The sequence below is a fragment of the Neorhizobium descurainiae genome, assembly GCF_051400715.1.
Lineage (GTDB): Bacteria > Pseudomonadota > Alphaproteobacteria > Rhizobiales > Rhizobiaceae > Neorhizobium.
This window is the reverse complement of sequence record NZ_JBLFFK010000015.1, coordinates 140,117-166,588: the sequence shown is the minus strand read 5'-3', so window position 1 is coordinate 166,588 and position 26,472 is coordinate 140,117. Positions and strand designations below refer to the sequence as shown.

Genomic DNA, 26,472 nt, shown 5'->3' with positions numbered 1-26,472 from the left:
CGGAAACTCCAAAATTCCCGCCACCGACACAATCAGCTTGCTACAATCACGATCGGCGGACTTTTGACACGGTCTGCAGAATTTTCGCGACGAAGGAGGCTATTTGAATTTGGCATACGGACTACTTGAAACTTCTAGTGCATGGGTTCCCATCAGAAGTGGGGAGTCCGGCGATTTCGTCTATCGTCGTCACGATGATCTTGCCTACGCAAAGGTTGCCTCGCGCTCACGGGTTGCTGACCTTGCAGGCGAGCGCGACCGCCTCGCTTGGCTGCATGGCCGAGGCGTGGCCTGCCCCGAGATAATCGACTGGCGGGAGACGGAGGAAGGGGCGTGCTTGACGATGACGGCAATCCCCGGAGTGCCGGCGGTCGATCTATCGGGGGCCGACCTGCTCAAAGCCTGGCCTTCAATGGCGCAGCAGCTTGGTGTCCTGCACAGCCTGCCGGTTGCTCAATGTGCATTCGAGCGCAGTTTGTCGCGAATGTTCGCGTGCGCCGTGGATGTCGTATCCCGCAACGCCGTCAATCCCGACTTCCTGCCCGATGAGGACAAGAACGAACCACAGCAGGAACTTTTGGCGCGTGTAGCACAAGAGCTGACGATTCGGCTCGACCAAGAGAGCGCCGATATGGTCGTCTGTCATGGCGACCCTTGTATGCCCAACTTCATAGTGGACCCTCATAGCCTGCGATGTGCTGGGCTGATCGACTTGGGGCGGCTCGGAACTGCAGACCGCTACGCCGATTTGGCGCTTATGGTCGCCAACGCCAGCGAGAGCTGGACAGCACCACATGACGCGGAGCGTGCTTTCTCCATCCTGTTCGACATATTGGGAATCGACGAGCCAGATCGGGAGCGCCTTGCCTTCTATCTGCGCCTCGACCCGCTGACCTGGGGCTGATATCGCTCAAATCGGGGAATTCCGCCCCAAGAGAAGGTCGTAGTAGGGTAGAGAGCCGGTGTAAACGCTCACTCTAATTGGCGACTTTCCGATCACGTATTTGGCGTGCATCCATCTGCAGAATTGGGGTGGGCAGCGGACGGTCAGCTATTGCAAGGCAAGACTGCCAAACCGGACGAGCGTGACCACGTTCTGCTTCTCGGCATGAACAGTGATCCGAAGGCAAGATGCGACGACGGGCAGCGGCGATCTTGCGGCAGACCTGAACTCGGTGGAAGCACGCGGGCTCCATTGGAGGGGGCCGCATACTCCCGGTCAATCAGGCTGCCGCAGCGCGATTGAGTTTCGGAACGACGGCGTCGATGAACGTGTCCATCGTTGCCTCACCCATATCCACGGCCTTGGCACCTTCGCCATGGATAATCCTTACGTCGGTGATGCCGAGGACGTGGAGAATGGCCTTGAGGTATCGCGGGGCAAAATTGAGGTGGTCGATGGGCGAGGCCTCGCCATAGATGCCGCCGGACGCCAGCACCACGGTGGCTTTCTTGCCGATCAGCAGTCCCTTGCCGTCGAAGCCAAGCGTTACGCCCTTGCGCACGATGTGATCGATCCAGGCTTTGAGGCTGGCCGGGATATTGTAGTTGTAGACCGGCGTGGCGACGACAAGCTCGTCAGCTGACAGCAATTCGGCAACCAGCGCGTCCGAGAGACGCAGTTGCTCGGCCATGTCCGCGGTATGGGCATGCGGTGGCGTGAAATAGGCCGATAACCACGGCATGGTCACGTGCGGCAGCGCATCCACGGCCAGGTCGCGCCGCACGACCGCGCCATCCGGGTGCACCTCGAGCCAATTGGCGACAAGGCGTTTGGTCAGTTGACGAGAAATCGAAGCCTCGCCGCGCGCGCTGGTTTCGACAACGAGAAGGTTGGGCATAGTGTCCTCAAGGTTTGGGCTAAACAGCCGGAACAGATGCGGACGATAATAGGACTTTCCATCTAGCGTCGGAAGCGATAATAAAGTGATCATCTTTATCAGCTAATGTGATGGATCATGATCGGCAGTCTCAGCCTCGACCAGTTGCGCATCCTGGTGACCATTGCTGATGCCGGGAGCTTTTCGGCGGCCGGGCGGCAATTGCGCCGTGCGCAATCGGCAATCAGCCAGTCGGTGGCGACATTGGAAGCCGCCCAGGGCGTCCAGCTTTTTGACCGCAGCACTCATCGCCCCCGCCTGACTGAAACGGGCCGGGTTCTGGTCGATCAGGCCCGGCTGGTGCTTTCGAGTGCGGCACGCTTCGAGGCCATCGCGACCGGCGCGCGAGGCGGGGTCGAGCCCGAGCTTGTCCTGGCCATAGATCCGCTGGTGCCCACCGCCCCGCTCATCGAAAGCCTGCGCGCGTTGCACCGGGCCTATCCGCATCTTCCCATCAGCTTCTCGACCGAGGGCCTGGGCGGGGCGCTGCGTCGTTTGCGCAGCGGCGACGTCGCACTGGCCTTCTGCCTGCTGCTGCCGGTGGTGCCCGAGGACGTCGTGGCTTCGCCGCTGCTGCGCGTGGCGCTGACGCCCGTGGTCAGCGCCGAACACCCATTGGCGGCGCTTGGCCGTCCGGCCACCCGCGACGACCTGGAGCGCCATATCCAGCTCGTCCTGTCCGATCCGGTCGATCGGGAAGCGAACAATTACGGCCTGGCCAGCGCCACGCGGTGGCGCTTTGTCGACCTCGGCCGCAGACTGGATTTCCTGCTGGCCGGCTTCGGCTGGTGCCGGATGCCGGAGCATCTGATTGCCGATCATCTCGCAGCCGGCGATCTGGTTCGGCTCGAGCTGGCCGAAGATGCCCGTGACCCGGCAGACGCCCTGACCATCTATGCCGCCCGCATGGCGGACCATGAACCTGGCCCGGCCGGCCGGTGGCTCCTTAACGACCTGCAGGTCCGGCTGTCGCTCTGATCCGGTCAAACAGTTGTCGTCAGTATCGCCTAATCCCTGAGAGATACCGCAAGAGCCGCGATGAACGCGGTCGAAGTCGGCTCTTCGGTTGTTAGTCGCACTGTCGCCAACGTCCGAAATGGGGTCGATAGCGGACGGTCAGCCAAGCGCCATTTCGGTCGTTCAGTCCAACTTGATCGTGTCCCGAAAGCCGCCACTCAGCTTCGGCTGGTGGTACGACAGAAACCGGGTGGGAAGGAGACAATCCGGTCTTGGCTAAGGCGCACTTGAGAGCGGACGTCAGTTGGCGAGCGATGCCCGGACCGGGAGATGGCTGATGCTGTGTCCTGTGGCTGCTTCGGCTGCGCGACGCAGCATGGCCGGGTCTGACACTCCCTGATGGTCGAGCCGCGGCGTATAGGGCGCCTCCAACCTTGCCGCCTCGTCGTCGGTGAGGCTGATCGACAGGGAGGCCACAGCGTCATCAATATGTTCTGCTTTCAGCGCACCGACGATCGGAGCTGCCACCACAGGATTGCGACGCAGCCAGGCCAACGCGATCATCGACCGGCCGACGCCCCGTTCTTCGGCAATGGCCCCCACCGCATCGACAATCTGTTTGTCGCTGTCGGCCGTGGCTGCTCCCAGCTTGTAGGCCGCTTCGGTTTCCGCCCTTGCGGTGGTCACGCCCCACGGCCGGGCCAGCCGGCCACGGTTGAGAGGGCTATAGAGAATGGTCTGCACCCCTTCGTCGATGCAGAGCGGATGCATCTCGCGCTCTTCCGCGGTCGAGAAGATTGTAGGTATCCTGCATCGACACGAAGCGGGCCCAGCCATTGGATTGCTGCAAGTGCAGCGCTTTACCGAATTCCCAAGCCTTCATGGACGATGCGCCGAGATAGCGCACCTTGCCGGCCTTGACGACATCCCCCGCAACCACGCTTTTCCCCGATGGGACTGCTAAAACTACGATCCTCTCCAAGTGGCTGCTGTAAGGAAGGCGCTTGGTCGCGACGGTATGCGGCATTTTCTCCCGGGTGAGGGAATACTCGCACGGCATACCATTAGTTCCTGCTGACCGCGCTATCGTCTGAGGTGCTGCAAAGGTTAGGTCATTTGAAACGCGTAAATTCAAATAGCGGGCCGTTGGTTCGGTTCTCTTCAACTGCAATGCTGGACGTGAATGACCTCGTCTGAGGTTCTGCTCTCATCAAGAGCCGCACAGGATTGCTATCCCATCCCTCAGGGCACCGGTGGCCGCCCGGTGATGACGTTTTTGCGATCTTTGCGGCCAGTATGAGCGGTTGGGGCGCCTTCAGTCAGAATTCTCGGCCGCGGTTCGACGCTTCCCGGGCCAAGCCGTGAGTGCGATGTCTATCAGCCGTTTCAGCAGGGCATTGCAGGCGCCGTCGCATGCCTGAGCGGACATGCCCTGGATAATCGCACCATAGAAGCGCGCGAGCGTGTCGGTGTCGGTTCGCGCCGGCAATTCGCCTTCCTCGACGGCACGGTCGAAGCGGGCCTTGAGGGTCTGAATCGATGTCTCGCGCAGGGCTGCCGTCATCCGCGCGACGGATGCATTCTCTTCCGCGTGTTGCAGGACAGCCGTCGAGACCATGCAGCCCCGCGGCTTATCCGGCTGGGTGTCTCCATCGGCGATATCGTAGAGGTAGAGGCTCAGGGCTTCATAAACCGGAAGACTCGATTGCAGGATTTTCGACCGTCGGCTGTTTCCACGGGCAACGCCGAGGTCGAGCGCCTGACGGTACAATTCTTCCTTTGAGCCGAACATAGAATAAAGCGTGGGCGGATTGATTCCCATCGCCTTTGTAAGGTCGGCGATCGAGGTTCCTTCGTAGCCGCGCTCCCAGAACAGGCGTGCCGCGATGTCGAGCCCGACGTCGCGATCGAGCACACGCGGTCTTCCTCGTTTGCGGACTGGCTTCTCCATTAAAATAGCGATCCCTATTAAATAGTTGACCCCAGGCGTTATTTCGGCTCTTATTGTAGGGATCACTATTTATTTTAGCAACGGAGTGCATCAATGTCCAAACGACTCGCTGACAAAATAGCCCTCATCACTGGAAGTTCGCGCGGTATCGGCCGGGCGGCTGCCCTGGCGTTTGCGAAAGAGGGCGCCGCGCTGATTGGCGTGCACTACGCCGCCAACGCGGATGCGGCCAATGCCACGGTACGAGAAATCGAAGCGCTCGGCGTCAAGGCCGTCGCTTTGAAGGCCGATCTCAGACAGGGCAAGGACGCGGCCGACAGCCTGTGGGGCCAGTTCAGCGAAGCCGCGCGTAGCGAGAGGGGCTCCCCGGCTCTGGACATTCTGGTGAACAATGCCGGCATCGCGCCCGCATTGCCATTGAAGCAGACAAGCGAAGCCGCGTTCGACGAAGTGATGACGATCAACTACAAGGCGCCGTTCTTCCTGATCCAGGCAGTGGCCGACGACATTCGCGACAACGGCCGCATCATCAATGTGTCGACCGGGTTTACGCGGATCGCGGCGCCGACCCATCCGGCCTACGCCGCCTCCAAGGGCGCGCTGGAGACATTGACGCTGGCGCTGGCACCTGAATTTGCGGCTCGCGGGATTACGGTCAATGCCGTGCTGCCGGGTGTGACAGAGACCGATATGAATGCGGAGTGGCTGGCATCGCCGGACGCGCGCGCCGGCGCCGAAGCACTCTCGGTCTTCTCCCGTGTCGGACGGGCGGAGGATGTCGCCGACGTCATCGCCTTCCTTGCATCGAACGATGCGCGTTGGACGACGGGTCAGATGATCGATGCCACGGGTGGCGCCCGGATCTGATGCCCGAGGATTGACCATATTTGCAGATGTGAACTCGGCTATCTACCCGTGATGTCCCACGAGCAAGGACTGGACGAGTTCCGATCAGGTCAGCATTGGTAATCTTCTAGGCGCGGCGCGTCATTTGGCTTGCCGTCCTCGATCCATTTCACCTTGCCACGCAAGAATGACAAGGCGGCATCCAAAGCCGCCTTTCGCTCTTCCAGTCTGGCGATCTGCGACTTCAGAACCTCGAGCGTGCGCTTCGACGAATGTTCTCCGGCGCGATACTCCTCGTTGAGCGAGAGAATCTCGCCGAGCGAGTAACCAAGAGCCTGCTGAAGCCGGATCATCCGAGCGGCGGTCACGTCGTCTCGCGTGAACATCTGATAGGGATTGGAGCCGCCTTTTTTACCGCGCTCCGGCTTCAGAAGACCCTTGGTGATGTAAAAGCGGATAGTGTCGATCGGCAGCCCGGTCGCCTTAGCGAATTCGGAGATCATCATCAAAATAACCTTTGACCATGGAGTATACTCCATACTTATAAAAGATGCTTGTCAAATGTGGAGACCTAAATGACAAGCGAATGCACCTCGATGCCTCTCGTCCAGCTTGGCCAGGACGGCCCGATGATCGGAGCTCAGGGACTGGGCTGCATGGGCATGAGCGAATTCTACGGCGAGACGGATGAGATCGAGTCCCGTGCTACGCTCGAGCGGGCAATGGAGCTCGGCATCAAGATGTTCGATACCGCCGACATGTACGGCGTCGGCGCGAACGAGGAATTTCTGGCACCCTTCGTGGCCGCCAACCGCGACAAGGTCGTGATCGCCACCAAGTTCGGCTACACCCGGACTCCCGAAAACCCCGATGATTGGAGCGTTGATAACCGACCCGAATTCATTCGGGCTGCCGTTGACCGGTCGCTCAGGCGGCTCGGAATCGAGGTGATCGACCTCTATTACATGCATCGCAGGATCGATACAGTGCCACTTGAGGACTCGGTGGGCGCCATGGGCGACCTGGTGAGGGCAGGGAAGGTGAAGTGGCTTGGCCTGTCCGCCGTCAGCGCGGAAGAATTGCGCGTCGCGCATTCCATTCATCCGATCGCAGCACTGCAGTCGGAATGGTCGATCTTCAGCCGGGACATTGAAGCTCAGATTGCGCCGACCGCCGCAGAACTCGAGGTGACCATCGTTCCCTATTCACCCTTGGGACGCGGCATGTTGACCGGCCAAGCATTTGCGGCTTGCCTGGCAGGCAACGACGCCCGTCAAAGTTTTCCCCGCTTTTCCCCTGAGAACCGTGAGGCGAACAGGAAATTGGTTGCCAAGATCGAAGGGATCGCTACAGCGTGCGGCCTCACGCCGGCCCAACTTGCGCTCGCGTGGCTCTATGCGCAAGCCCGCAAGCTCGGTGTCAAGGTGGTGCCGATCTCGGGCACGCGCAAACGGACCCGTCTGGACGAAAACGCGGCCGCGACTTCGATTGTCCTGACGCCGAAAGACCTGGAGGCACTTGAGCCGCTCGCGGCTGCAGTACAGGGAATTGCGCTCTGAAATTGTTGCAGAAGATGTGCCGCCGCCAGAACGAACTGGATGGCGCGTTCATGTGCTTTATCCGGACGTCGAGCATGCTTTCTCTCCGGTATGAAGTCGCAACAGATCTGCAACCTTCCAGCCGTCGATCGCCTCGATGCGGTGGCGGTCGTAGGGCGTCCCGCCGGTGGTTTCTGCGGCGATCATGGCGTTAACGACAGCTTCCTCGACGCTCTGGACGGCGGCCTCGTAGACCGGGTCGAGGATCTCGTCGTTGACCATGGCGATAGTCAGCACGGCGTCCGCCTTGTGGCGCATCGGATGAGGATTGGCGGTCGAGAAGGCCAAGAAGATGTCGCCGGAATTGTTGCCGCCGATCGTACCGTTGCGGCCGATGCCGATTGCGGCGCGGCGGGCAAGCTTCTGCAACTGATGCGGCGCGAGCGGCAGGTCTGTCGCGATCACGACAATGATCGAGCCGCGCTCGGAAAGACCAATATCGCCTTCCTTCAGCAGCTTGCCGACAGGGACGCGACCGATCGTCAGCCAGTCCCGCTGGCCGTGATTGGCCTGTACCACCGCCGCGACCGTGGATTCCTGGCTGCTGATCTCGATCCGCCGCGAGGCGGTGCCGGTGCCACCCTTGAAACCATAGGCGATCATGCCGGTGCCGCCGCCGACATTGCCTTCGGCGACCGGGCCGGCTCTCGCCCCGTTCAGTGCCTCGAAGACATGGTTGACGGTCACGTGTTGGCCGTTGATATCGTTGAGCAGGCCGTCATAGGTTTCCGCCACCACCGGCATGAGCCACAGGTGATCGTCGCCTTCATAGGTGGCGGCGTACCGGTCGATCATCCAGCGTACCGCGCCGTGATGGGTGATGCCGACGCTGTGGGTGTTGGTGATCAGGACAGGCCCGACAAAATAGCCGCCGTCCTTGATCCAGTGCGAGCCAGTCATCTCGCCATTGCCGTTGAAGCGATGGATTCCGGCGAAGACCGGAACGGGCTCACCGGCCGTCGCGTGCGGCAGGATCGCGGTCACGCCGGTGCGGACAGGCAGCTTGCGGCCGGCGCGGGGCGTTTCCTCGCGGATCGTGGAGAACCCGACATGCACGCCGCCGACATCGGTGATCGCATTCAGCGGCCCCGGTGTGCCGTCGAAGGGAATGCCGAAATCACGGGCGCGTTTTCGCGTCTCGGCGGATGTGTCGGTGGCCATGCTTCCTGCCCTGTCTTCACGTTTTCCGGTCAGCAGACCGTGAGTTTCACACCATTGTCGTCCAGGTTGTTCTTCAGATCATCGCCCGGCATCTTATCCGTCACCACGTGATTGATGTCGCGCCAGGACGCATAACGGGCCGGGAACAGCCGGTCTTGCTTGGAATGGTCGGCAACGACGACGGTGCCTGCGGCGCGTGCCACCATGGCGCTATAGACCGCCCCACATTCGAGAAGCGCATCGGAAGGCCCATCGGGGCCGAGGCCGCTCGCGCCGAGAATGGCGAAATCGGCGTAGAAGGAATTGAGGAACGAAACCGTGTGCGCACCGACAGTCGCCCCCTCGGTGGCGTGATAATCGCCTGGCAACATGAGGACCTTGATGGTCGGATTGATCGCGAGCACGGTCGCAACGCCGAAGGAATGGGTGAGCACGGTGATGTTCTTCATCTCCACCGCAATGCGCCTGGCGGTGTGCACCGTCGTCGAGCCGGAGCCGATCATCAGCACCTGAGTACCTTTCAGGATCTGCACCGCCGCCTTGGCGATCCGCTCGCGCTCGGCGACGAAAAGGGTGTGGCGCTCGGTCACCGACGGCTCGGTGGAGAGAGAACGCACGGCTCCGCCGTAGGTGCGGTTCAGCAGGCCCTGTTCGGTCATCTCGTCGAGATCGCGGCGGATGGTCTCGGTCGAGACGTCGAGCCGTCGGGCAAGTTCCGCCACGCGCAGGCTCGGTGCCTGGTTGAGCTCGGTCAGGATGCGTTCTTGACGTACGCTCTTCGGTTTCTTCATCGCCGCTTGCTCCTCAGCATTCCGCCGGCCTTTTCGGCCACCCATTCCGGTCCGCCGGCCAGCGCCGCATCGCAGACCGCACCGCCAATGCGCCTGCCGACATCTGTATGAAGGCCGGCATAGGTCTGGCCTTCATCGGAGACCGGGCAGGCGATCGTATGGATTTCCGGTGCGTTCATCGCGAGAGTTGTGTCAGGAACGACGAGGTCGAACAAGTGTCGTGCCTTTTCTATCCCCGCTCGTCTCAAGCCCCCGCCTGCGGCAGGTACGCGATCAGCTCGTCCGTAGTCATCACATCGGCATAGATCATATGGAGCCGCTCAAGTTCACTCACATGCAGTTTCATCGTGCCGGCGGCGCAGGCGTCGTCGACGACGATGACGGCGAAGCTCTCGTCGGCGAGACTGCGGACCGTCGAGGAGACGCACTGGTCGGTGAAGATGCCGCTGCACACGACGTGGGTGATGCCCATGTTGGCCAGCACAAGCCTGAGATTAGTGCCGGTCAGCGCGCTGTCGGTGGTTTTGGTGACAACGATCTCGCCGTCGTGGGGGGCGATCTGCGGCAGGATCTGCGAAGCTTCCTCCTCCTTGGGCAGGAGAAGATTGTTCCAACCCGGTTTCTTCTGGCTGAGCGAGCGGTCGCGGCCGTCTTTGCGCAGGCATGCGATGCGCGCGAAGAACACGTCGAGATCGAGTGTGCGGAAGCGCTCCAGGAGGCGCTGGTTGTTGGGGATGACGGTGCCGTGCATCCGCTCGTGGAAAGGTGTCCAAGCGTGATAGCGGGCAAGCTCGTCCCCTGTGAGGGTCGCGGGATCCGGGCGGTCGAGATAGGTGTTCTGCATGTCAATGACAAGCAAGGCCACCTTGCCCTTTTCGAGCACCGGATCCTCGGGTTCCGGTGCGCCCTGATAGTAGAAGGAACGCCGTTCGGTTTTCCAGCTCATGTGCCCGCCCTCATGCATCCGCCTGGCGACGGCGCACCAGCGCGATGGCGAGGCCCCCTGCAAGGAGCACGACGGCGGCCGAAAGCGTACTCATCGTCCCGAGCGCCGGCACCATCGGCGAATAGCCGGCGACCATCTTCGAATAGAGCCATTTCGGGATCGTCGAGTCGACGCCGGCGGTATAGAGCGACAGTGGGAAATTGCCCCAGGAAAGCAGGAAGGCGAAGAGCGCGCCTGACCAGATGCCCGGCCAGAGGATCGGCAAGGTCACCTCGCGCAGGATGAACCAGCGGCTCGCGCCAAGGTCGCGGGCAGCCTCTTCGAGCGTCGGGTCGAAGGAATAGACCTGGATCGCGATCACCAGCGTCACGACCGGAACGATCCAGACGAGATGGGCGACGACGGCCGTCTGCCAACTCGGATTGATGCCGAGCGCGTTGAACCACAAGAGAAGGGCAAGCCCCAGCACCGGCTGCGGAAAGAAGACCGGCAAGAGGATCGCCTTCTGGAACAGCTTGCGTCCCCTCCAGTCGTAGCGGGCAAAGGCAAGCGCGCCAAAGAAGGCGAAGACCACCGAGACCAGCGTGACGATGAAGGCGATCAGCAGGGAGTTCTGCACCAGTGACTGGATTTCAAGCGACGCGAAGGTCTTGCCCCACCATTCGGTTGAGAAGATGCGGATCGGAAAGCCGAAATAACGTCCCTTCGACAGGCCGGCCAGCGCACCGCAGATGATCGGCAGGTAGATGGCGAGAATGACAAAGGCGGTCCAGACCTTAACGAAGGCGCGGGCGCGAATTTGCGAACGGGTTTCCATGTCTCACCTTTTGCCGAGAATGCGGTCGAGATCGAGCTTCGACAGGACGTAGAGCGCAAGCCCGCTGACGATGGCGACGAGCAGGAGAGCGAGTGCTGAGCCGAGCGGCCAGTTCTGCGCATAGGTGAAGGCAACCTCGATGTCCTGCGCAATGGTGATGACCGACTGGCCGCCAAGGATCTTGGATTCGGCGATGGCGCCGGCGCCGAGCACGAAGGTGAGCAACATGCCGATCAGGATGCCGGGCATGGCGAGCGGCAACTCGATTTCACGCCAGATCATGAGCCGGCTTGCCCCCAGGTCGCGAGCCGCATCGACCAGATCCTTGGGGATCATCGCAATACCGAGCGACATCGGGAACAGCATGAAGGGAAGATAGACGTAGAGCATCCCGAACAGAATGGCGCCCGGGGTATAGAGCACTTCCGGGCCGCCGGAAAAACCGAGCCATTTGAGCCCGCCGTCGAGTACGCCGTTCTTGATGAAGAACAACACCCAGCCGTAGAGCCGGACGTTTTCCGAGACGAACAGCGGGAAGACGAAGAGCACGCCGACGAGGCCCGACCATTTGCCGAACATCCGGTTGAGGCCGTAGGCGATCGGATAGGCGATCACCGCCAGCAGCGCCACGGTTGCGGACGCATAGGCGAGCGACCAGGCAAACGACATCCACACCGTATTCGACGGATCGAATACGGCGGAGAAGTTGGCAAGTGTGAAAGAACGGAAAACGTCGAAGCTCTTCGGTGTGGCGAACGCATAGGCGGCCACCGTCAGCAGCGGTGCGAGAAATCCGAGGACCAAAAGGACGGTGACGGGCGCGGCGGCGCGAAGTCCGGCAGGGATGACAGGCAGCAAGCTTCGCTCGCCGGCGGTTCCGGTGTGCGTCACGGCCGCCATGTCAACCTCCCACCACGATGGCGTCGCGGGCGTCCCAGCCGATGGTGACGCTGTCGCCTGACGACAGGCCGGGGACCGCTGCCCGTGCGGCTTCGACGAGATAGATCCGGTCGCCGGAATGGACCTGATACTGCATGCGCGAGCCGAGCGAGTATTCGTTGTAGATCTTGCCCGTGATCAGGTTGCCGGCGGTCGATGGGCCGGTGACGAAACGCATGGTCTCCGGTCGAACGATGACGGTTGCCGTGTCGCCGATCATCTCGTCGGTGGGAGCGACGATGATTGATTGTCCATCGCCGAGGATCCAGCCGCCCTGACCGTCGCGCTTTACTTCGAAACTGTTCACTTCGCCGAAGAATTCCGCGACGAAGCGTGTTGCCGGTTTCGTGTAAATTTCCTCCGGCGTGCCGATCTGCACGAGGCGGCCGCGGCTCATCACCCCGACGCGATCGGACATGACCATGGCTTCCTCGAGCGAGTGGGTGATGTAGACGAAGGTCTTTCCGCTCTCGCGGTGCAGGTCCTTCAGTTCCTTTTCCAGCACCTTCTTCAGCTTGTAGTCGAGGGCTGACAGTGGTTCGTCGAAGAACAGCACGTCGGGATCATAGGCAAAGGCGCGGGCGAGCGCGACGCGTTGTTTTTCACCGCCCGAGCAGCGCATCACGTTCTTGGCGTAATAATGTTCGGGCAGGCGCACCATGCGCATGAGTTCGAGCGCGCGCGCTTTGCGTTCGGCGGCGGCGATCTTGCGGACCTTCAGCGGAAACTCGATGTTCTCGCCGACGGTCTTGTGTGGAAACAGGGCCAGCGACTGGAAGACAAGACATGTCGGCCGCTTGTCGGGCGGTACGTCGTTGATCAGTTCGCCGCGGAGCGTGATATAGCCTTCGGACGGCGATTCCATGCCGGCCAGCATGCGCAGAAGGGTCGTCTTGCCGGACCCGGAAGGTCCGACAATGGTGACGAATTCGCCCTCCCTGATGTCGACATTGATGCCGTCGACGGCGGCGAAGTCGCCGAAGATCTTACGGACACCGACCAGTTGCAAAACCGGTGCCGTTGCCGGAAGGACTGCGTCGTCGGTTTTTGTTGTGGTGCCGGGCAGGGTGGGCGAGATCGTCGCAAGGCTCATGTCGTTTGCTCCGTCAGAACAGGTTCGGCTCAGCCGCGCAGGCGCTTGGCCGCCGTCATCAGTTCCAGTGCCTTGTCGTAGTCGGGCACGATGTCGTACTCGGCCGAACGGGCCATGTCCTCCTCGAGACTGTCCCACTGGATGGCTTCCAGTTCTTCCTTGGTGAAGAGTTCGAAGCACTTGGGGTTGCCCATCTGGCTGACCGGATTGAACGTGCCTTCAGCAAAGGCGACGGTATGGGCGACCTGCGGGTTCTGGACATATTTCAGGAATTCCACGGCAAGCGGCGAGAGCTGGGGATTGTTAACGGTCGAGGTGATCTCGATCCACGAGATCCCGCCCTTGCCATCGATTGGCCCTTTGAGCGGCGTGATTGCGCGGAGGTTCGGATAGCCGTCCGCCCGCGCCGGGGAAACCGAATAGGTACCGCCAGTCATGTAGAGATCGATTTCGCCCGAGACGAGCGCCTGGTTGAGCGAAGCCATGTCGCCGACCATCTTGGCGCCCTTGAAGACCTTCTCGGCGGTTTCGGCGAAAGCCTTGAATTCCTCTTCCGTATGCTCCTTGAAAGGGTTGATGCCGGCGACCAGGAAAATGTTGAAGACGTTCCAATCGTCGGATTCTTGGATGCCGTACTTGCCGGCGAGCGAGGCGTCATTGAACAGGTTCCAGCCCTGTTCTTCGGCCGTCACCTTACTGATCTCGTCGGTGTTGACGACGAAGCTGTAGGGCCCGAAGCGCTGGGCCATGCCGAGGAGGTCCTTGCCGTCGTCGCTCATCGCCCAGCGATAGGGCGCCTTGAACTCGGGCAGCATAGTGTCGAAGTAGGACTCGAATTCTGTGCGCGGCAGCGGTTTGATCAGGCCGGCCGGCGCCATGATCTTGCGGGCCCAGGGATTGTTGACGTTGATGAGGTCCCAGATCCTGGTCTCGCCGGCCCTGAGCCGGTTGATCATGGTCGGATCGTTGGTCAGGCTCTCGGCCTTGACGGCGGCCGACTGGCTGGAACGGAAGGGATCCAGCACCTGCGCGGAATTGTAGCCTTCCCAGCAGAGGATGTTGAGCTCCTTCTCGCGGGCCGCGAAGGCGCGGGTCGCGCTCGCGAGCGGCCCGGCGAAGGCGGCCGCGCCCATCATTTGCATCATGTTGCGCCTGGAGATTTTCATCATTGTCGTTCCCCTTGTCTTGGCCGCTTGATCGGCTCATGGATGTTTGATGTTGGAAGTGTGTCGCAAAAATGTGTAGTTTACAACATTTATTTCATCGTTCATTGTGCGTTGCGCAATGACGCTCAGGGAGGATCCGGTGTCGTTTCCAATTTCGGATCACAGAGTGAAATCGCACAATTGCGTGCATTTGCTTTGCATTCCTTTTGTGCGGCCGGCGTGGCGATGTTTTAATCCGATGCATGAAATTAGTGCAGGTGCGATCTCTAGTTTGTGGAAGTCACAACAATAAGGCGAGCAGAACATGTTGAAATCACTACAGGGGAAAACCGTCATCGTGACCGGCGCAAGTCGGGGTATCGGCAAGGGCATCGCCTTGCGCTTCGCGGAGGCGGGACTGAATGTCACGGTCGTGTCGCGCAGCCAGGGTGATGCCGACAAGGTGGCGGCCGAAATCGGTCCGAACGCATCGGGATTCGCCGCGGATGTCAGCACCGAAGAGGGCTGTAAAGCGATGGTCGAGGCGGCTGTCATCCGCTATGGCGCCGTGGACGTGCTGTGCGTCAATGCCGGCATTTTTCCGGCTGCGAAGTTGGGCGAAATGACAGCCGGTGATTTCGACCACGTGATCTCCACCAATCTCAAGAGCACCTTTCTCAGCATCTCCGCCGTGCTGCCGGCGATGACCAAGGCCGGCTCGGGCCGCATCATCATCACCTCGTCGATCACAGGGCCCATCACCGGTTATCCGGGGTGGGCACATTATGGGGCGAGCAAGGCTGGCCAGCTCGGTTTCATGCGCACGGCCGCGATCGAACTGGCGCCGAAGAACATCACGGTCAATGCCGTGATGCCGGGCAACATCATGACGGAGGGCCTCGAGGGCAATGGCCCGGAATACATCGCCGCCATGGAGGCTTCCGTGCCGCTGCGCCGTCTGGGCACGCCGGCGGACATCGCAAACGCGGCGCTGTTCTTTGCGTCGGAGGAGGCCGCTTACATCACCGGCCAGTCAATCGTTGTCGATGGCGGCCAGATCCTGCCGGAATCGCTAGGTGCACTGGAAGCTATGGGCTGAAGACGGAAGAAGCCGGGCGAGAAGGTCGCCCGGCTTCTCTACCGGTCTTCAGGCGCTTCAGCGTATCTTGAGAATGCTGTCCAGCGTGCCGGTGAAGAAGTCGGCATCCTCGTTGGAGAAGCACAGCGGCGGACGGATCTTCAGCGTCGCGCCATACTCGCCGGCAGCCCCGATGAGGATCCCGTTCTGCTTCAGCTGGTTGATAGCAAGGGTCGCGAGCGCGGTATCCGGCGTGCCGTTTTCCGGGTCGACGAAATCGAGGCCGATGAACAGGCCTGCGCCACGGACCTCGCCGATTTCCGGATGGAGCGCTCGCAAGTCGGTGAGCGACCGCTTGAAATAGGCGCCGACCGTGCTCGCCCGCGCGACGAGTTCTTCCTCTTCGATCACTTGCAGGACGGCATGACCGGCTGCCGCCGCCACCGGGTTTCCGCCGAAGGTGTTGAAATAGCCTGTCTCTTCGCAGAACCTCTTGAGGAATTCCGGTCGGGTGACGACGCCGCCCATCGGAAAGCCGTTGCCCATCGGCTTGCCCATGGTGACGACGTCGGGCGTCAAGTCATGCCGCTCGAAGCCCCAGAGACCACCGCCCGTGCGACCGAAGCCCGGCTGGACCTCATCGGCGATCAGCAGGCCGCCAGCGCGGTGCACGACATCGGTGGCAGCCTTCAGGAAGCCGGCGGGATCGGCATAGATGCCGTCGCTCGAGAAGATCGTGTCGATGATCAGTGCGGCAAGGCCGATGCCGCGTGACTTCAGCTCTGCGATCGCTCCTTCGACCGAGGCCGCGAAACTCTCCCCGACGCTCATGCCGTCGCGGGCCGACGGCGCCGGAACGACCGCCACGAAGGGCGCCGGCTTGCGCTTGCGCAACGAAGACGGCGAGATCTCGGTCACCAGCGCCGTGTTGCCGTGATAGGCGGCCTTGGTAACGATGAAACCCTCCGCACCGGTCACGATGCGGGCGATCCGCATGGCCAGATCGTTGCTCTCGCTGCCCGTGCAGGTCATCACGACATTGCTCAGGCTATCTGGAAACCGGGAGAGCAGCTTTTCGCTGTAGGCCTCGACGACGCGATTGAGGTAGCGCGTGTGGATATTGAGCTCACCAACCTGGCGTGCAACGGCCCCGATCACCCGAGGGTGGCAGTGGCCGACCGACGGCACGTTATTGTAAACGTCGAGATACTTGCGGCCGTTGACGTCATACATGTAGGCGCCCTCGGCGCGCACCATCTCGATCGGCTGCTCGTAAAAGAGGACGGAGGAGGCGCCGAAGGTCGCCTGGCGCCGGGCGACGCGCTCGGCGAGATCCGGCGGAAAGCCTTCCGTCCGTGTCGCATCGAAGCGGTTGAGGTCGAGGATTTCTTTGGTGGCGGTGCTCATCGGGGCTTCCTCAACCGTGTTTTGCCAGATAGCGCTCGGCGAGCGCCACGGTGCCGTCGGTATAGGCCGTGCCCATGGATTGCGCCGTCGGCGTCTCCGCATGCGAGGCGATCCAGGCGGTGAGTTGCATGCGCCGCAGCATGATGAACATCGGCAGGGCCGCTTCATGTTCGGGATCGAGCGGTGCGACGCGTCGGTAGCCCTCCAGCCATGCCGCCATCAATTGCGGAATGAACGGCTCATGCTCCATGAAGCTGATCGCGGCGGCGAAGTCATAGGCAAACCAGGAGAGGCCGCAATCGTCGAAATCGATGACGCCCAGCCGGTCGCCCTCGACCAGCAGGTTGGCGGCACGCATGTCGCAATGAACGAGGCCGAACCGGTCGGCGCCATAGCCATAGGCCCGGGTCTGCTTTTCCAGCAGCGCGTGGGTCCGCTCCAGAACCTCCTTGCCGTCCGGCGTCAGGCCGAGGGCGGCGCGCCAGTCGCCCCAATAGGCGCCATCACCGAGGATCCGGTCGAAGTTCCAGGTCTTGCGGATGAATCGGTCAGGGTGAGCCCACTGACGGCTATGCTGGTGCAGGCGGGCATTGATTTCGCCAAGTGCTCCGTACCACTTCGCCAGGTCGAGATCCGTATCTGGTTCCTTGCCGCTCATGAATTCGAAGGCGACTGCATGGCGAACCATTTCGCCATCGGAGAACTTCTGAAGGAGGCTGCCATCTTCGGCTGGGATCGGCCGGGGCGTGGGGACGACCCCATCCCGCCGGAGCGCTTCGATCCAGGCAAGCTCAGACAGGATTTCTACCTCTGAATGATAATCGGGTCGGTGGACTCGAACGATCAGCTTCCGGTCAGGGGTTTCGTCATGAACGAGGAACGTCGCGTTTTCCGAAATGGTCAGAAGCTTGACGTTTGCATGCGCCGATACTGCCCAGACCGGGCAGAGCGCGCTGACGGCAGTGGAAAGCCGGGTTAGAAAATCTGCGTCGTACAACACTTTGACATTCCGATCGGTGGATTGTTTTGCAATTCCAACAATAAAAATGTTGGAATTGCAACATAAATCGTGTGCGCCGGAGTCAAGCTTGCGGTTGTCCACGCGGAAAGCAGGGCGGTGTTGGATACGTTCGTTTTCCCCGGATGTTCAAGCTGTATCGCGGCGCCGTTTGGTCGCCCGTGCTGTCAGGCAGGCACCGGCGCCAATGCGGTTGGTGCGCGCAGAGGACGGCATATCCCTGTTCATGCCCCTCATATGAGGCATTCGCTTTCCAGCCCGCGATCCTGAAGCTCCTTGTTGAAGCTCATGATGCCCTTGCGCAATATCGCCTCGAATTGCAGAACAATGCGCGAAACGGGTCTGTTGCGCGAATAAAGAAGCGCGAAAGTCAGGGGTACATGACGTTCGTAGGGAATGGCGACCACTTTTCCCAGCGGATCGTGGGCCAGTACGAGCGGGTGGGCAAATGCGATACCCAGTCCGCTTTGCGCCATGTGCATCGAGGTCACCGACTGGTTCGTCGTCAGAACCTGAAAACCGGCGACTTCTTCACCCAGACTTTCGCGCAGGATAAAGCCCGGTGTGGTTTCCGCGCCATGAACGATGATCGTTTGTTTCATCAGATCTGCGGCGGTGATGATATCATTGCCGGCAAGAGCATGCCCGGCAGGCACAAGGCACACCATCGACATGCGCAGGAGCGGCTGCACTGAAACGCCGACCTCGTCGAGCGGCATGAACGCAAAACCTATATCGCAATATTCCTGACGGATTTGCCTTACGACATCGCTGGCCGTGTGCACCTCGGTACGGATTTTCACCTGGCTGCGCGCCGCCCTGAACGCTTTGATGGCGTCGGGCAGTATCTGCGCCGTAAATGAGGGGACCGAAGCAATCGACAATGCGCCGGCCCGGTTGTCCTTCAGTTCTTCGGCCTTGCCTCGCAGGGATGCCATCTGGGCGAAAAGACGTTCGATTTCCGGCAATACATTATTGGCCTCGATTGTCAGCCGGGTCCTGCCGTTCGAACGCACGAAAAGAGCAAAACCGAATTGCCCTTCCAGTTCTTTCAGCGTTTGGCTGACAGCCGGCTGCGAAACGCGCATCAGGCGTGCCGTTTCGGTGACGCTCTGCGTACGCGCGAAAAGGCGGAATGTCTCCAACTGGCGGAGGCCAATGTTCATAACCGATCCCTTATGTCGACATAGAAGTTTTGTATTAGTTCTAATGGAAAAACTCTGCAATTGTCCTTACCGGGAACAAAATAAAGAAACCGGACAGGATCAGAACAGGTTGGATACTCTCCTCGATATCGGTGGCCTTGAGGTTGATTTCTCTCTAAAGGAAGGTCTCCTGCATGCTGTAAAGGGCGTTTCCTTTACGGTCGGGCGTAGCGAAACCCTCTGTCTTGTCGGTGAATCCGGATCCGGCAAATCGCTGACCGCGCTTTCCATTCTCGATCTGCTGCCGGCCGGAGCGACCCGCCGCATGGAGCGTGCGATCTTTGCCGGACAGGATATTTCCCGCTACGGGGAGCGGCAGATGCAGGATCTGCGGGGACGTGCGATCGGCATGATCTTCCAGGATCCGAGAATGGCCTTCAATCCGACCATGACGATCGGCAGGCAACTCGAGGAAGTGTATCTGCGCCACGTTTCGCGCGACCGGCGGAAGGCCCGTGCAAGGGCAATCGGCCTGCTGGACCGGGTTGGTGTCACCAGGCCCGAAACACGTATGGATGAATATCCGCATCAGCTTTCGGGCGGGTTGCGCCAGCGGGCGATGATCGCCATGGCGCTGATGTGCGAGCCGCAGCTTCTCATTGCCGACGAGCCGACGACGGCGCTGGACGTTACCATGCAGGCCCAGGTGCTTTCGCTCCTGAAATCCGTTCAGGAAAGTTTCGGAATAGCGATCCTGTTCATTACCCATGATCTCGGTGTCGTTGCGGCGATTGCCGACAGGATCGCGGTGATGAAATCCGGCCTGATCGTCGAGACGGGCGATGTCAGGGAGGTTCTCGGAAACCCGCGCGAAGCCTACACGAAAGCCCTGATCGCCGCAGTGCCGAAGGCACCGGGCCTTGCTCCCCTCCATCTCCTGGAGACTGCGCATGCTGGTTAATACTGCGCGCACGATTGCGCTCGAAGCAGCCATGGCAACCCGGGAATTTGCCGTCAAGGGCCGCAAGGAGCCATTCATCGCGGTCAACGAGGTCAGTCTGAGGCTTTACGAGGGAGAATCTCTTGCGCTGGTCGGTGAGTCGGGTTCGGGCAAGACGACGCTTGCGCGCATGATGCTCGGTCTGCTCGAACCTACCCGGGGCGACTTGCAGGTTTTCGGGCGTGAAATCAGCACCTATTCGCGTCTTCATCTGGCCTCACTTGTCCAGCCGGTCTTTCAAGACCCCTATGCCTCGCTCAATCCGCGCAAGCGTCTGATCGACATCATCTCGATGCCGTTGCGCGCCGCACACAAGGCGAGCAGGGACGAGGTGGAAGCGCGAGTGGAAGATATCCTGCGGAAGGTCGAATTACCGGCATCCTTTGTCCGGCGCTTTCCCCACGAACTTTCCGGCGGCCAGCGTCAGCGCGTGGCCATTGCGAGGGCCCTGATAAACGAGCCCAGAATTCTGGTTTGCGACGAACCGACGTCGGCGCTCGACGTATCCGTGCAGGCGCAGATTCTCGAATTGCTGAAACAGCTCAGGGTCGAACTTGGACTGTCCTATCTCGTTGTCACGCACAATATCGGTGTCGTCTCCGAACTGTGTGACCGGGTTGCGGTCATGTATCACGGAAAGCTCGTAGAGGACGGCCCGGTCGGGAATGTTCTGCGCGCACCGGTGCATGACTATACCCGCCGCCTGCTGTCCGCTGTCCTGCCCGTGGATCCCGATCAGGCGCGCGCTCTTCTTCTTGCTGCTTTCATTCCTCTCGAAAACCGCCCGTCCTGAAATGGAGAATGCCATGACCACGAGCCTCAGAAAAAATGTTCTGTCGCTGCTTGCCGCAACGATTGCCTTCTTGCCGGTGCATGCCTTCGCAGGCAAGGATAACGATACGCTTGTCGCTGCCTTCCAGGCGAAACTCCCGAGCCTCGACCGTTATCATTCCCCGGGACGCGAGGGTTTTCTTCTCGGTCTGCTGGCCTATGACGCGCTGGTCTATCGCGATCCGAACACATTCGAACTGAAGCCCCTGCTCGCGACCGCGTGGCGACAGGTCGATGACAAGACCTGGGAGTTCGATCTTCGTCAGGGCGTGAAATTCCACAACGGCGACCAGATGACGGCGGAGGATGTCGCTTACAGTCTGATGTACGCGGCCGATCCCGAAAACAAGGTTTTCAACCGCATGACAGGCGGCTGGATAGAGCGCGTCGACATTCTCGATCCCCACAAGATTCGCATTGTCGGCCGTGATGTCGCGCCTCTGGCGCTGGAATACATTATCCAGCTTCCCGTTGTGCCGAAAAAATACCGCGAGAGCGTAGGAATTCAGGCATTTTCCGAAAAGCCTGTGGGGACCGGGCCGTTCATGATCGCCGAGCGCAGCGGCAACGATGTCGTGTTCAAACGCAACGAGGATTATTTCGAGGGCGGCGGCAAGAGCAAGCCGGCTATCGGTACGTTCATCTATCGCGCCATCCCCGACGTGAACACCCAGGTGGCAGAACTGATCAGCGGCGGCATCGACTGGGCCTATTACATTCCCTCCGATCAGGCAGAAAAGCTCAAGCGCATGCCGATGGTCGACGTCATCAACGCCGAAACCTTCCGCATCGGCTTCCTGACGCTCGATGCGGCCGGTCTGTCGGACCCGGCGAGCCCGCTGAAAGATGAACGTGTCCGCCAGGCGATCGCCTATTCGATGGATCGTGAGGCCATGGCGAAAACGCTGGTCGGCGGCGCCTCGAAGCCGATCCCGTCGGCATGCACGCCTTCGCAGTTCGGCTGCTTTGCCGATGTGACGCAATATCCTTATGACGTCGAGAAGGCGAAGGCGCTGATGGCTGAGGCCGGTTACGCCAACGGTTTCGATATCGATATCTACGGTTATCGCAGCCGTCCCGTCGCCGAAGCCATCATCGGCTACCTGAATGCCATCGGCATCCGCGCGAACCTTCACTGGTTGCAATACTCGGCAGTGATCCAGGCGCGGCGCGACCACAAGACCCCGATCGTCATCGACGATTTCGGCTCGGCCGGCGTAAACGATGTCGGCGCCATCCTGCCGTTCTTCTTTGCCGAATCTCCCGACGACCAGTCCCGCGATCCTGTCGTGACGCAGGCCGTGAAGGAAGCGGGTACGATCGCCGACCAGGACAAGCGCAAGGCTCTCTACGAGACCGCCCTGAAGCAGATCGCCGACAAGGCCTACTGGGCGCCGTTGTTCAGCATGCCGGTCAACTACGTCATGTCGAAAAGCGTCAACGTGCCGGTTCCGGCTGACGAGAATGTCGAATTCTGGCGTGCAAGCTGGAAATGACGATACGCCGCCCCGCTGCAAAAGCATGCGGGGCGGAATTGTTCAATGCAGGGATAGATGCCGATGGCCTATTACATAGCCCGCAGACTGGGTCTCGCCATACTGGTCATGCTGACGATCTCCTTCATGAGTTTCGTCATGCTGAAAATGTCGGGCGACCTGGCGATCTCGCTGGCCGGCGAGGGAAGCGGCGCGGACTACGTCGAATTCCTGCGCAAGACCTATGGCTGGGACAAGCCGCTGCCGGTGCAATACTGGAACTGGCTCATCAAGGCGCTCCAGGGCGATGTGGGCACGTCTTTCTATTATGGCAGTCCGGTGCTTTCGCTGATTGCCGAACGCCTGCCAGCGACGCTTTCGCTCGGAGCCATGGCCATTACAATAGCGCTTGCCATCGCCATACCGCTCGGAATGGCCGGGGGCCGCGCACCCGGAAGCATCATCGATCGCATTGCCCTGTTCATCGCTCTTCTCGGCGTCTCGACACCGATTTTCTGGTTGAGCTTCCTGCTGATCCTTGTCCTTGGAATACAGTTTGCAGTCCTGCCTATCTCGGGGGGAGGATCTGTCCGGCATTTGGTAATGCCGGCCATGGCGCTGGCCTTCTATTCGATGCCGGCCATCATCCGTATTTCCCGTGCCGGCATGATCGAGGTCATGCGTTCGGAATATATCCGCACCGCGCGGGCCAAGGGGCTGCGTCCCTGGCAGATCTATCTGCAACACGCCCTGCGCAACACGCTCGTGCCGGTCGTGGCCGTCGCCTCGGTCCAGTTCGGCTTTCTGCTCGGCGGTTCCGTGGTGGTGGAAAACATCTTCGCAATTCACGGGATCGGTTATCTCACGTGGGAAGCCATCAACCAGAATGACTATCCGGTGGTGCAGGCCGCACTGCTGGCCGTTTCGGCGGCCTATGTCGTGCTGACGCTGCTTGCCGATATCGTCAATATGATGATCGATCCCCGTATCAGACTGGAATGACCATGAACTCTCGGATTACCGGAAGCGTTCCGGCGGCACGTCTCTGGAAAGGGCCACGTATTCCCGTCGGGCGCTGGGGCCTTACAGCCGGCGTTTTGATTATCGGCTTCATAACGCTGGTCGCCATCCTGGCGCCGTGGATCGCACCTTACTCGCCCTATGAACAGTCGCTCGCCAATCGCCTTGTCCAGCCGGTTTTCATGGAAGGCGGAACGTGGGATCATATTCTCGGCACCGATCATCTCGGCCGCGACTATCTCAGCCGCCTAATATATGGCGCGCGGCTTTCGCTGCTCGTCGGCTTCGGAACGATCGTGCTTTCGGCCGTCATGGGCATAGGACTCGGCCTGCTGGGAGGCTATTTCGGCGGGCGCGTCGATATGGCGGTGATGTTCCTGCTGACCGTGCGGCTCAGTCTTCCCGTGATGCTGGTGGCGATCTCCCTGGTGGGTCTTTTCGGTAATTCCCTGCCGCTGATGATGCTGATCCTCGCCTGTTTCCTCTGGGATCAGTTCCTTGTCGTGACGCGATCCCTGACGATGCGCTTGCGCAATGCCGAATTCGTGCTTGCAGCCAGGGCGGCGGGCCTTTCCAATGTCAGGATCATGATCGGGGAAATCCTTCCCAATCTCGTCAGCCCGTTGATCGTCGTGGGGACGCTGGAAATGGCGCATGCGATCCTGCTCGAGGCTGCGTTGTCCTTCCTCGGGCTGGGCATCCGTCCGCCGGACAGCTCCTGGGGGCTGATGATCGCCGAGGCGAAGGATTTCGTTTTCTTCGAATCCTGGCTGGTGAACATTCCCGGTCTCGCAATGTTGGTTCTGGTTGCCGGGATCACGTTCCTCGGCGAGGGTCTTCGTGCCTGGCTTGCTCCGGATTCCTCACAGTAATCGCATCGACAGGTCATAGATATGAAAGACTCGATATACCGCCTGAACCTGCGTCAGCTCGGTGCCGCATTGCGGGAAGGCTCGCTGTCTGCAATTGCCGTTCTGGAGCACTATCTCGATCGTATCGGGCGTCTGGACGGCGAGCTGAACTGCTTCGTGCATGTCGATGCCGAAGGTGCGCGAGCGGCGGCCAGGCAGGCGGATGAGCGCTTTGCCACCGGAAAACCGCTCGGGCCGCTCGACGGCATCCCGGTCGCCATCAAGGACAATCTTCTGGTAGCGGGCATGCCCTGCGTCTGGGGCACGAAGCTGTATCGCGACTATATTGCTGCGGAAGACGAACTGCCGGTACGGCTTCTGCGCCAGGCGGGCGCGGTTGTCGTCGGCAAGACCAATGTTCCGGAATTCACGCTGCGGGGCTTCACAGGAAACGCGGTTTTCGGCTCGACCGGAAACCCCTGGAACCCGGCGCTGACGCCGGGCGGCTCCAGCGGAGGCTCCGTTGCGGCTGTAGCCGCCGGGCTTGTACCGTATTCTCTGGGAACGGATGGCGGCGGGTCGATCCGCCGTCCTGCTGGTTATGTCGGGATTGTCGGCCTCAAACCATCGATCGGACGCATTCCGCGCCAGGGTGGCCTGCCGCCGCTTCTCGCCGATTGCGAGGTTGTCGGCCCGCTGGCCCGCACGATCGACGACATCCGCCTCATCATGAGCGTCATCGGCTGCGCGAATTCCGAGGACCCGCGCTCTTTCGGCTTTCCGGCTATCGACGCAGCCTCTGCAATGCCGGAACGCAAGCGTATCCTGTTCGTGGAGCGGTTCGGGGATGCGCCGGTCGATCCGGAAATCGTCGCCCTGTGTGCAAGAGCCGCGGACCGGTTCGCAGCGCTCGGGCATGAGGTCGAACGTGGTCCGCTGCCGCTCGATCTCGCATCGGTGAATGCCGGCTGGCCGATTCTTGCCAATACCGGGCTCGCGAAGATGGCCGCGCTCGACGCACGGTTCCACCAACTGGTTTCTGCGCCGTTTTCCGAGCAGGCGAAAGCCGGAGCGAAGCTTTCCGCGACCAACTACCTGACATTCATCGAAACGCTCGACGCATTTCGCGTGGCTGCCGCAAGGCTTTTCGAGGATTTCGACGTGGTTCTCACGCCGGCATCGGCGGCACATCCCTGGCCCCGCGACTCCCAGTTCCCGCCGGTCATCGACGGGAAGGAAGCAGGTCCGCGAGGCCATGCGGTCTTCACCAATTGGGTGAATGCCTGTGGTCATCCCGGCATTTCAATCCCTGCCGGTCCGGGAGCCGGCGGCATGCCGGCCGGCTTGCAGGCCGTCGCAGCATTCGGCGCGGATGACGCACTTCTCGATCTCGCGGCATCGTTCGAACAGGCGCATCCCTGGGCGAATCGCTGGCCGGAACTGGCTGTACGGTAATGGCAGGAAAATTGTCGGGCCTTTACGACCGCAGCTTTTGGATGCGCGTCGCGGAAACCCTTGCCATCGGGGCCGCCGGCGGGGGGCTTCTGGAGCTGGCAGGCATGCCGGCCGGCTGGCTGTGCGGGTCGATGATCGCGGTCATTGTCGCGGTTTTTGCAGGGCGCCCGCTCAAGATTCCCGATCGGCTGCGCAGTGTGGCCTTTATTCTGCTCGGGGCGTCGATGGGGGCGGTGCTTTCTCCTGAAATGCTGGGCAAGCTGGAAAAATGGCCCGTCAGCATTATCCTGCTTGCACTGTCGGTCATCGCGACGATGGTGGTCGGCACGCAATATCTGGCGCGGCGGCATAATTGGGACAGTGCCTCGGCCCGCCTCAGTTCGGTGCCCGGAGCACTCTCGGCAGTTCTGGCCATAGCAAGCGACAGCCGCGGCGACCTGATGCGGATCACGGTCAGCCAGACGCTTCGCCAGATTGTGCTGGTTTCTCTCGTGCCGGTCCTGCTCCTTGTCAGCCCGGCCCCTCCTGAAAAGGTACATGCGACCCTGGCCGGTCCGGGCGGTATTTTCCTGATGCTTGCCGCTGCATGCGCCGGCGGGCTGGTCTGCGCACGGTTGCGCATTCCGGGAGGGTTATTGCTGGGCGCTCTTCTCGGCAGCGGCATTCTCCATGCCACCGGGGTGGTTTCCGGCGTATTGCCCGGAGCCGCATTGATCGCCGCCTATGTGATCGTCGGCTCGGCTATCGGTGCGCGCCTGCGCGGAACGGATCCAATGGCCATCGTTGCCGTGCTGCGGCCTGCGATGGGAAGCATCGCTGCGGCGATTGTCATTGCGGCGATTTTTGCGGCGCTGGCTTCGTTTCTGACAGGTCTGCCGTTCAACGAGGTATGGTTGGCCTTTGCGCCCGGCGGCGTCGAGGCGATGACGGTTCTCGCTTTCGCTCTCAACCTCGATCCCGGTTTCGTCAGCGGGCATCACCTGATCCGGCTTGTCGGGCTTATGCTGCTGAGCCCGCTCTGGACGGCGGGTTTGAGGCGCGGCGACTGAGTTGCCACCGCGCCCGATC

27 protein-coding genes are annotated in these 26,472 nt (G+C 61.0%); 12 read left to right on the top strand and 15 right to left on the bottom strand.

Features of this window, described 5'->3' with window-relative positions:
- Window positions 1-103 precede the first annotated feature (103 nt).
- Window positions 104-904, top strand: coding sequence for an APH(3'') family aminoglycoside O-phosphotransferase (locus ACMGE0_RS23080; protein ID WP_436818233.1), 801 nt, complete (start codon window positions 104-106; stop codon window positions 902-904).
- 319 nt (window positions 905-1,223) lie between these two features.
- Here the strand turns inward: ACMGE0_RS23080 and ACMGE0_RS23075 are convergent, their stop codons facing one another.
- Entirely contained in the window at window positions 1,224-1,841 is a 618-nt protein-coding gene (locus tag ACMGE0_RS23075) for an FMN-dependent NADH-azoreductase (RefSeq protein WP_436818232.1), read from the bottom strand.
- A 117-nt stretch (window positions 1,842-1,958) separates the two neighbouring features.
- Between ACMGE0_RS23075 and ACMGE0_RS23070 the strand changes: the two genes are divergently transcribed.
- On the top strand, window positions 1,959-2,858 hold the full coding sequence (locus ACMGE0_RS23070) for a LysR family transcriptional regulator (RefSeq protein ID WP_436818231.1): 900 nt from the start codon (window positions 1,959-1,961) through the stop codon (window positions 2,856-2,858).
- Between the two features lie 279 nt (window positions 2,859-3,137).
- Here the strand turns inward: ACMGE0_RS23070 and ACMGE0_RS23065 are convergent, their stop codons facing one another.
- Complete coding sequence (locus ACMGE0_RS23065; RefSeq protein WP_436818230.1) at window positions 3,138-3,674, bottom strand: aldo/keto reductase; 537 nt, start codon at window positions 3,672-3,674, stop codon at window positions 3,138-3,140.
- 478 nt (window positions 3,675-4,152) lie between these two features.
- Window positions 4,153-4,788 (bottom strand): TetR/AcrR family transcriptional regulator, encoded by a 636-nt coding sequence (locus ACMGE0_RS23060; protein ID WP_436818240.1) that lies wholly within the window; start codon window positions 4,786-4,788, stop codon window positions 4,153-4,155.
- Between the two features lie 93 nt (window positions 4,789-4,881).
- On the opposite strand from ACMGE0_RS23060, the gene ACMGE0_RS23055 reads away from it, so the two are divergent.
- Window positions 4,882-5,655, top strand: coding sequence for an SDR family oxidoreductase (locus ACMGE0_RS23055; protein ID WP_436818229.1), 774 nt, complete (start codon window positions 4,882-4,884; stop codon window positions 5,653-5,655).
- A gap of 89 nt (window positions 5,656-5,744) precedes the next feature.
- On the opposite strand, the gene ACMGE0_RS23050 is transcribed toward ACMGE0_RS23055, so the two are convergent.
- A complete protein-coding gene (locus ACMGE0_RS23050) occupies window positions 5,745-6,140 on the bottom strand; it encodes a MerR family transcriptional regulator (protein WP_436818228.1) in 396 nt (131 codons plus the stop codon).
- Window positions 6,141-6,263: 123 nt separating this feature from the next.
- Between ACMGE0_RS23050 and ACMGE0_RS23045 the strand changes: the two genes are divergently transcribed.
- Window positions 6,264-7,193 carry an aldo/keto reductase gene (locus ACMGE0_RS23045; RefSeq protein WP_436818227.1) on the top strand — a complete coding sequence of 310 codons (930 nt, stop codon included), beginning with the start codon at window positions 6,264-6,266 and terminating at the stop codon, window positions 7,191-7,193.
- Window positions 7,194-7,250: 57 nt separating this feature from the next.
- On the opposite strand, the gene ACMGE0_RS23040 is transcribed toward ACMGE0_RS23045, so the two are convergent.
- The 8 genes from ACMGE0_RS23040 to ACMGE0_RS23005 form a co-directional block, all read right to left on the bottom strand.
- Entirely contained in the window at window positions 7,251-8,393 is a 1,143-nt protein-coding gene (locus tag ACMGE0_RS23040) for a DmpA family aminopeptidase (RefSeq protein WP_436818226.1), read from the bottom strand.
- Between the two features lie 29 nt (window positions 8,394-8,422).
- On the bottom strand, window positions 8,423-9,184 hold the full coding sequence (locus ACMGE0_RS23035; RefSeq protein ID WP_436818225.1) for a DeoR/GlpR family DNA-binding transcription regulator: 762 nt from the start codon (window positions 9,182-9,184) through the stop codon (window positions 8,423-8,425).
- Entirely contained in the window at window positions 9,181-9,363 is a 183-nt protein-coding gene (locus ACMGE0_RS23030; RefSeq protein ID WP_436818224.1) for a hypothetical protein, read from the bottom strand. Before ACMGE0_RS23030 ends, ACMGE0_RS23035 begins: the two co-directional genes overlap by 4 nt.
- A 65-nt stretch (window positions 9,364-9,428) precedes the next feature.
- Window positions 9,429-10,130, bottom strand: a complete 702-nt coding sequence (locus ACMGE0_RS23025; protein WP_436818223.1) for a cysteine hydrolase family protein — start codon at window positions 10,128-10,130, stop codon at window positions 9,429-9,431.
- Between the two features lie 10 nt (window positions 10,131-10,140).
- Window positions 10,141-10,947 carry an ABC transporter permease gene (locus ACMGE0_RS23020; RefSeq protein ID WP_436818222.1) on the bottom strand — a complete coding sequence of 269 codons (807 nt, stop codon included), beginning with the start codon at window positions 10,945-10,947 and terminating at the stop codon, window positions 10,141-10,143.
- A gap of 3 nt (window positions 10,948-10,950) precedes the next feature.
- A complete protein-coding gene (locus tag ACMGE0_RS23015) occupies window positions 10,951-11,847 on the bottom strand; it encodes an ABC transporter permease (RefSeq protein WP_436818221.1) in 897 nt (298 codons plus the stop codon).
- A gap of 1 nt (window position 11,848) precedes the next feature.
- Window positions 11,849-12,979, bottom strand: coding sequence for an ABC transporter ATP-binding protein (locus ACMGE0_RS23010; RefSeq protein WP_436818220.1), 1,131 nt, complete (start codon window positions 12,977-12,979; stop codon window positions 11,849-11,851).
- A gap of 29 nt (window positions 12,980-13,008) precedes the next feature.
- Window positions 13,009-14,148, bottom strand: coding sequence for an ABC transporter substrate-binding protein (locus tag ACMGE0_RS23005; RefSeq protein ID WP_436818219.1), 1,140 nt, complete (start codon window positions 14,146-14,148; stop codon window positions 13,009-13,011).
- 301 nt (window positions 14,149-14,449) lie between these two features.
- Here ACMGE0_RS23005 and fabG point away from each other — a divergent pair, with 301 nt between their 5' ends.
- Window positions 14,450-15,223 carry a 3-oxoacyl-ACP reductase FabG gene (fabG, locus tag ACMGE0_RS23000; protein ID WP_436818218.1) on the top strand — a complete coding sequence of 258 codons (774 nt, stop codon included), beginning with the start codon at window positions 14,450-14,452 and terminating at the stop codon, window positions 15,221-15,223.
- 57 nt (window positions 15,224-15,280) lie between these two features.
- On the opposite strand, the gene ACMGE0_RS22995 is transcribed toward fabG, so the two are convergent.
- From ACMGE0_RS22995 to ACMGE0_RS22985, 3 genes are all read right to left on the bottom strand, one after another.
- Window positions 15,281-16,609, bottom strand: a complete 1,329-nt coding sequence (locus ACMGE0_RS22995) for an aspartate aminotransferase family protein (protein WP_436818217.1) — start codon at window positions 16,607-16,609, stop codon at window positions 15,281-15,283.
- Between the two features lie 10 nt (window positions 16,610-16,619).
- A complete protein-coding gene (locus tag ACMGE0_RS22990; protein WP_436818216.1) occupies window positions 16,620-17,609 on the bottom strand; it encodes a phosphotransferase enzyme family protein in 990 nt (329 codons plus the stop codon).
- A 251-nt stretch (window positions 17,610-17,860) separates the two neighbouring features.
- Window positions 17,861-18,793 (bottom strand): LysR family transcriptional regulator, encoded by a 933-nt coding sequence (locus tag ACMGE0_RS22985; protein ID WP_436818239.1) that lies wholly within the window; start codon window positions 18,791-18,793, stop codon window positions 17,861-17,863.
- A 109-nt stretch (window positions 18,794-18,902) separates the two neighbouring features.
- Between ACMGE0_RS22985 and ACMGE0_RS22980 the strand changes: the two genes are divergently transcribed.
- The 7 genes from ACMGE0_RS22980 (at window position 18,903) to ACMGE0_RS22950 (ending at window position 26,453) form a co-directional block, all read left to right on the top strand.
- A complete protein-coding gene (locus tag ACMGE0_RS22980; protein ID WP_436818215.1) occupies window positions 18,903-19,733 on the top strand; it encodes an ABC transporter ATP-binding protein in 831 nt (276 codons plus the stop codon).
- A complete protein-coding gene (locus tag ACMGE0_RS22975) occupies window positions 19,723-20,565 on the top strand; it encodes an ABC transporter ATP-binding protein (protein WP_436818214.1) in 843 nt (280 codons plus the stop codon). The genes ACMGE0_RS22980 and ACMGE0_RS22975 overlap by 11 nt, the downstream gene beginning before the upstream one ends.
- 13 nt (window positions 20,566-20,578) lie before the next feature.
- Window positions 20,579-22,099: an ABC transporter substrate-binding protein gene (locus tag ACMGE0_RS22970; protein WP_436818213.1), complete on the top strand. Its 1,521-nt coding sequence runs from the start codon at window positions 20,579-20,581 to the stop codon at window positions 22,097-22,099.
- A 63-nt stretch (window positions 22,100-22,162) separates the two neighbouring features.
- On the top strand, window positions 22,163-23,080 hold the full coding sequence (locus ACMGE0_RS22965) for an ABC transporter permease (RefSeq protein ID WP_436818212.1): 918 nt from the start codon (window positions 22,163-22,165) through the stop codon (window positions 23,078-23,080).
- A 2-nt stretch (window positions 23,081-23,082) separates the two neighbouring features.
- Window positions 23,083-23,970 carry an ABC transporter permease gene (locus ACMGE0_RS22960; protein WP_436818211.1) on the top strand — a complete coding sequence of 296 codons (888 nt, stop codon included), beginning with the start codon at window positions 23,083-23,085 and terminating at the stop codon, window positions 23,968-23,970.
- A gap of 21 nt (window positions 23,971-23,991) precedes the next feature.
- Window positions 23,992-25,404 carry an amidase gene (locus ACMGE0_RS22955; protein ID WP_436818210.1) on the top strand — a complete coding sequence of 471 codons (1,413 nt, stop codon included), beginning with the start codon at window positions 23,992-23,994 and terminating at the stop codon, window positions 25,402-25,404.
- Window positions 25,405-25,445: 41 nt separating this feature from the next.
- Window positions 25,446-26,453, top strand: coding sequence for an AbrB family transcriptional regulator (locus tag ACMGE0_RS22950; protein WP_436818209.1), 1,008 nt, complete (start codon window positions 25,446-25,448; stop codon window positions 26,451-26,453).
- Window positions 26,454-26,472 lie beyond the last annotated feature (19 nt).